Source organism: Bradyrhizobium macuxiense, assembly GCF_001542415.1.
Classification (GTDB): Bacteria; Pseudomonadota; Alphaproteobacteria; order Rhizobiales; family Xanthobacteraceae; genus Bradyrhizobium; species Bradyrhizobium macuxiense.
This window is the reverse complement of record NZ_LNCU01000027.1, coordinates 1-5,571: the sequence shown is the minus strand read 5'-3', so window position 1 is coordinate 5,571 and position 5,571 is coordinate 1. Positions and strand designations below refer to the sequence as shown.

The window sequence follows — 5,571 nt, the reverse complement described above, 5'->3', positions numbered from 1 at the left end:
GGTTGAGTTCAGCGATTAGTCAACTTGACCGGAAATACAAAGCCGTCGAGTCCAAGCTTTATTGCCCGATCAATTTCCGCGTCGAGTTGAGCATAGAGCTGCTTCCGCTCCCGCCGAACTAAAATCTTTTCGGCTTCCGCTTGCAGCTCGGCCTGTGTCCGCATCCGGTAGGTTTTGGCCTTACGATCGTATTTGAGCGGGTGAACCATAACCTCCGCAGTCGTCTCTGCCATTGATGATCCTCGATGTCATGCGCCGTGAACCGGCTCAAGGCCGGTCACGGTCGCAGAATGTGAAATTTGGGGAAGGTCGCGGCTTCCGTTTTGCTGGCCCGATGCCTGACGGCTTGGCTCTGATGGCGGAAGATACCTGATCGCGCGACGATCACGATGTATGTCGCTTGCCGGATCAATGCAAGTCGTCAGTGAAGTACAATCCGCCGCTCGCCTGCAGCAACCTCGCCGATGAAATTGAGAGCTGCATCCACCATGCGTTCGGCCCGATCGCGAACGTCGTCGTCAAGGCTATCGACAACCTCGACGGCTGAGAGTTCGCCGCGAGGAGTTCCGGTCCACGCTTCGATTATGCGGGTAATAAGCTCGTCACGATTGATCATGAGCATTGAAGTAATCTCCGGTTTGAACCAATGGCAGCAATCTGAGCACGCTTTTCAGGACTGGCAAGTCGGTGCAGCGTGGACGTGCAAGCCACACTTTCATGGTGTGTAAAGTGAGTGACAATTCCGGTTGCGTTATCAATGCGAGGACCGGCGAACATTAAATTTTCGCTGTCAAGTCAGCGACGATTTGTCATCCATCCGCTGGACCGTGGCTTGAACCAACCCGGCCGCCTCTGCGGTTGCTGCACGAATGCTGAGTGACGCGATCCATCGTCGTCGCCGTGAACGATCTCTTGCCGCTGTATGGGTTGCTGTACAGGCTCCTGTACAGGCTCAATCGGAGCTGGCGGTAGCGGTCGCTGAGCTACGGTCTTGATCTCGGTCTGCATACGGATGTGTGCGGGCAGGCTCTTCCTGACGGCGAGAGCGCCGACGAAAGTGTCGAGCTGCTCATTTCTCAAAACGACCTGAACCCATACTGAGTATGTCACGCCAGCACGCTTGCGGGTTTCCCGTCGTTCGCTGTTCAGTCCTTTGAAATACAGCGGTCCAAACTGATCAGAGACCGGGAAGTGAACATAGCCCGGCTTCCGCTCTCCAAGATCGGGCGGTGTGATCTTGAGACGGGAATAGATCGTTTCCTTTGCGCTATCTACGCCAAGCATCCAGAGATTATGACCGCTGTTGGATTTGATCGCATTGCCGGGCCAGATGGGCCAACTGCCTGCACGGCCTTTCGTGGCGAAGACACGACGGCCTCGATGTTGCTTGCAGAACTCATAAACCTCTGCGGCGAAGTGACCGCCAGTGTCGATACCGAAAGCGTCGATCATATGCAGGCGACCGGTAACGGTCTTGAAGCGCTCCCGCAACAGCATGTCGAGGTCCAGCCACACTTGAGGCTGAGCAGGATCGCCGTGCAGGACTTCGTAACGGAACGGCCAACACTCTTCCTGAGCGCCCCATGCAATGAGCTGCACTTCCAACCGGTCGTCTTGAACGTCGGCAAATCCGGTGATGGTGACGATGCATTCCGGAAGGCTATCGCCGTCGTACAGTTCGGCGCGTTGCATCAGTGCATTCTCATTGAGACCGTCTCCACACTTCACTTCCCAGAGTTCGGCGAGTGCAGTGTTGGTCCATTTCCTCAACAGTTCAGGATCGCCCTGAGCTTCGAGAAACTCGCGAACAACGTCAGCGAGTGAATGCCTCTTCGAGTACAACTTGCTGACACAGAACCCGGCATGGCCTGCATACGGACTCGGCTGATTACACTCGCTGCAGAGTGACCGACCTTCCGCATTCCAAACAACCGGTATTTGCTTGATGCCACAGCAAGAGAACTCTGCTGTCTGACGCCACCCATGATCGGGAGCAGTCGCCAGCTCATCAAGAGCAGCAATACGCTCACGCTCAGTCCAGAGCACGCCACAGACGCCACATGAGATAGCCGCTGTATCAGGCAGATGTTCGCCAGCCTCATCCTTAGACCAACGCATGTTCGCCCAGCTCAGAGTTTGATGCTCGAAGCAATGGGGACATTGGACATAAAGACGGCGCTGATCGGAGGCTGCATACTCACGACCGATACGGCTTTCATTCTTGACCGTGGGTGAGCATGTTCTCACAAACTTCGCCCTTCCGACTGCTTTATAGGTGCTGGCGCGCTCTTCGGCCAGCTTCAAGGGATCGCCTTCGGCACCCGCCGAGACCGGGTACTTATCGATCTCATCGCAGAGAATGACGCGCTTAGGACGGGATGCGAGGTCAGTAGGCGAGTTCGCCCCGACTAAATGAAGACTGAAACCCGGTCCATGCTTTGCGGTGATGGTGTTCGCATCATTATGCGCACCGGTCTCGAATAGCTCGCGAAGGACTGGCGATGCTTCGATGCTAGGGGCCAAGCGCTCTTTCGAAAAGCTCTCGGCAGCGTTCTGAGTTGGCTGAACCAACAGAACTGCGGTTGGTTCATGTTCGCAGTAGTACAAGGCAGCGTTGATCAACAGCTCGGTTTTGACGAGCTGCGTTCCTGCCATCACGGTGATGGCGTGCGTATCGTCGGATGTAACAGCAAGCATTGGACCGTAGCAGCATGGTTGAGCTGAACAGCGCCAAAGGCCGGGCGAGACGGATGTTTTAGCTGGAATAAATCTGCAGCGCTCCGACCACTCGACGAGGTTCATGTGCTCGTGCGACCGGCAAGCCTCGCAAGCCTCGTCGATTGCTTGAATGATCTCGGTCATAGGTATCCTTCATAAACAAAAAAGACCGCTGTAGAAGCTCCGTAGAGCCCTACAGCGGCCATCTAGATCGTGCGGTTACTTCCGCCGCTCCGATCGATCGGTATCGACGATCCAGCTCTTATAGAACGGACTCCACACAAGGTCTTTGCCAACATAAGCAAGTCGCTCCGGTTGTCCGGGCAGATGCAAGCTAAGCGTATGGTCATACGGACAACGATATACGTTGACGCCGACAACGCCGACGCCTGCATCTTCATCCGCGATTGCGTGCGCTGCAGCCATCGCCTCGTTGAATGTGAAGGCGGTAACCAAACTATCGTAGTCGGCAACGATGTGCCTGTCGTCTCGCTGCACGAGTGGCAAGGCTTCGAAGATGTAGCTGGTCATAGGGCGATCTACTCTTCGGTCTGTTTGGGCCAATGGCCAACAGCGTGACACACCGTGATCTTTACGGCGTGATCTTGGCCAGTGCTAAATGCACAATACTCGCACATGCGAATTGCTAAATCGCTATCCGCAAACGATGCAATGCGTTCGCCAGTGCTGACGTTATATAGCTCATACATGGTGATGTGATCCCTGTTTAGAATGAATGCTCACGGGCGATCTACGTCAGCCCAATTGGCGGGACACCCGTGATGGGTTTCGAAGTATCGGGCAATGCGCCAGTGCCTTGCAGAGTCGCGCAAACGCCCATCGTCGCGAGATTTGATCGCCTGATTTCGGTGCCACTGAACGACGTTTTGAAAGATTTCTTCGTGCGAGGTCTTCAATTCCGAGTCTCCAAACGAAAAGCCCGGCTCGATGGCCGGGCTTGAGATGGGAGTGATGATGAGGTTTAGCTGTCAGCCTTTCGGCATATCGGCGAGCGTATCGAAGAGATCGTCGGCACCGTCAGCGTAGAAGGCGAGCGGATGCTGATCGCAATAGCGGCGCATGCCCTGCTTTACCTGCAGATATGATATCGACGTAAGGTCTTTTGTGCGCTTGCCCTCAAACGAGAGTACCGCATTCTTTCCGCTCCAGAAGCCGAAGAGCCATGACGCATAGGATTGCTCCGACACGTCTCCGTAGCGCTGGTAGTCACGTCCGAAGTCAGCGCAGCTACTATAGCCGTATCCGCGACCGTCAGCATGGTCGGGACCGTTGCTGTTGGCATTTGCAGCACTGCCAGCGATGAGCATGGCGAGAGCTGCCGTGATGGCAATAAGGTGTTTCAAGTTGTGTTCCTCAATGGGGTGGGTGAATGTGTTTGATGCGGACTTGGCGCTGCGATCGGGTAGTCGCAAGGTAGCCATGAGCCGGAAAAGGTAGTCGTTCAGCGTTGCCCGTCAGAGAAGAATTCGCCGTGAAGGCGACGGGCGTATTCATTGCGAGCGGTGAAGGCTTGTTCGGCGGTGTTGAAGCAACCGACGTGATGCTTACGACCGTTGTGCCCTACGTGAGCGCGATATTTGCCGAGTCGGTGATCGAAGCTGACGCCAACATATCCGCTAGTATTGTTGCGTTGACGACGCTGACGGTTACTCACGTTCTGTGAGTTGGTTGCTTCGCGAAGATTTTCCAGCCTATCGCAATCCGGGCGATCGACGCCTTGAATGTGGTAATAGACCGCTTCTAGGTGAGTAGGTCAAAATCTCTTTCAGTCGTTCAACAGTTAGAGCCGTCATTTTCTTGACCTCATGGCTTGTATCATTCTTTCTTTGAAATGACGCCGTGAGCTTTCGATCATGATTTGCTCGAAGTCTTCGTGGAAAGGCACGTCCTTCGGCTGTTGAGTGCGAGGTACGAGCACGTACATCAGCTTGAGATGCTTGGTTTTGCCGCGTCCGATCGCCTGATAGATTTTGTTGCCTTTGACGACCTTGCCAACCATGTTGGCAGGCTTCTGGCTCTGCCTGACACCGCTCGCACCACGGCTCACGTTGTCTGTAGGCACGATCAGATGAGCGCCCTTCGGAAGCTTAACGCCTCCTTCGGCATGCAGTGCAAGGTGCGCACGTTGATCCGGTGTGTTGTCGAATATCTCGACTTCGAGATCGTATTTCGTTGAGAACTTAGTTCTCATCGCCCATCGCAGGAATGATGCGTTACGGACCTTGACGGCTTTCGGCCATGTCTCTTCGATCAGGTACTCGTAAGCGTCGTTCGCTGCATCATTGAGCGCACGCGAGAGCGCAAACGGCATCTGATCGATTGCGGCATCCATGCGCTTTACCTGTTCTTCGAATGGCGCGAGATCGATTTTGAACGTAAACATGATTTGCGTGATCCTGCGTAGAAACGAAAACGGCCAGCAAATCGGCTGGCCGTGTCTTGTCAGTGTTGGTTTACTTGGGCGCTACAGGATCAATGCAACTGCCAACGCCATGAACGATGTGAACATGATCCATTCATAGCGCGATAAGCTGGCAAGCCTGAGAACCACAACGATGGCTGCAAGCGTCACCAGAATGACGACGAGCAGGTAGTTCGGAATTACAACAATCATTGATGCGCCTCCGTTTGCGGTAATCATCACGACTACCGCATCCGGGTTGTCACGATGTATAAGTCTTAGGACTAGGCGTCCTGCGATGCCATCGCCATGGGGCGACCGCGATTGAGCCGGGCTTCTTTGAACAGACCGTTGACATTCGCGCTCGTTCGCGTGCCTTTCGGCATGTTGCTGAAATTCACATTTACGTTCGCGCTGCCATCGACCTTAAC

Annotated in this window: 8 protein-coding genes; 1 reads left to right on the top strand and 7 read right to left on the bottom strand. The window is 54.6% G+C overall.

The window, feature by feature from the left end; genetic code table 11:
- Nucleotides 1-8: 8 nt before the first annotated feature.
- The 5 genes from AS156_RS06195 to AS156_RS06180 form a co-directional block, all read right to left on the bottom strand.
- Entirely contained in the window at nucleotides 9-233 is a 225-nt protein-coding gene (locus AS156_RS06195) for a hypothetical protein (RefSeq protein WP_066500179.1), read from the bottom strand.
- A gap of 188 nt (nucleotides 234-421) precedes the next feature.
- Nucleotides 422-622, bottom strand: coding sequence for a hypothetical protein (locus tag AS156_RS41795; RefSeq protein ID WP_136626043.1), 201 nt, complete (start codon nucleotides 620-622; stop codon nucleotides 422-424).
- A 173-nt stretch (nucleotides 623-795) separates the two neighbouring features.
- On the bottom strand, nucleotides 796-2,862 hold the full coding sequence (locus tag AS156_RS06190; RefSeq protein ID WP_082747359.1) for a phage terminase large subunit family protein: 2,067 nt from the start codon (nucleotides 2,860-2,862) through the stop codon (nucleotides 796-798).
- Between the two features lie 75 nt (nucleotides 2,863-2,937).
- Nucleotides 2,938-3,249, bottom strand: a complete 312-nt coding sequence (locus tag AS156_RS06185; protein WP_066501412.1) for a hypothetical protein — start codon at nucleotides 3,247-3,249, stop codon at nucleotides 2,938-2,940.
- 458 nt (nucleotides 3,250-3,707) lie between these two features.
- Nucleotides 3,708-4,082 (bottom strand): hypothetical protein, encoded by a 375-nt coding sequence (locus AS156_RS06180; protein WP_136626042.1) that lies wholly within the window; start codon nucleotides 4,080-4,082, stop codon nucleotides 3,708-3,710.
- Nucleotides 4,083-4,210: 128 nt separating this feature from the next.
- Between AS156_RS06180 and AS156_RS43975 the strand changes: the two genes are divergently transcribed.
- Nucleotides 4,211-4,402: a hypothetical protein gene (locus AS156_RS43975; RefSeq protein ID WP_066501404.1), complete on the top strand. Its 192-nt coding sequence runs from the start codon at nucleotides 4,211-4,213 to the stop codon at nucleotides 4,400-4,402.
- Nucleotides 4,403-4,528: 126 nt separating this feature from the next.
- On the opposite strand, the gene AS156_RS06170 is transcribed toward AS156_RS43975, so the two are convergent.
- A complete protein-coding gene (locus tag AS156_RS06170; protein WP_066501401.1) occupies nucleotides 4,529-5,122 on the bottom strand; it encodes a hypothetical protein in 594 nt (197 codons plus the stop codon).
- A gap of 81 nt (nucleotides 5,123-5,203) precedes the next feature.
- On the bottom strand, nucleotides 5,204-5,353 hold the full coding sequence (locus AS156_RS42725; protein ID WP_160331048.1) for a hypothetical protein: 150 nt from the start codon (nucleotides 5,351-5,353) through the stop codon (nucleotides 5,204-5,206).
- Nucleotides 5,354-5,571: the final 218 nt, after the last annotated feature.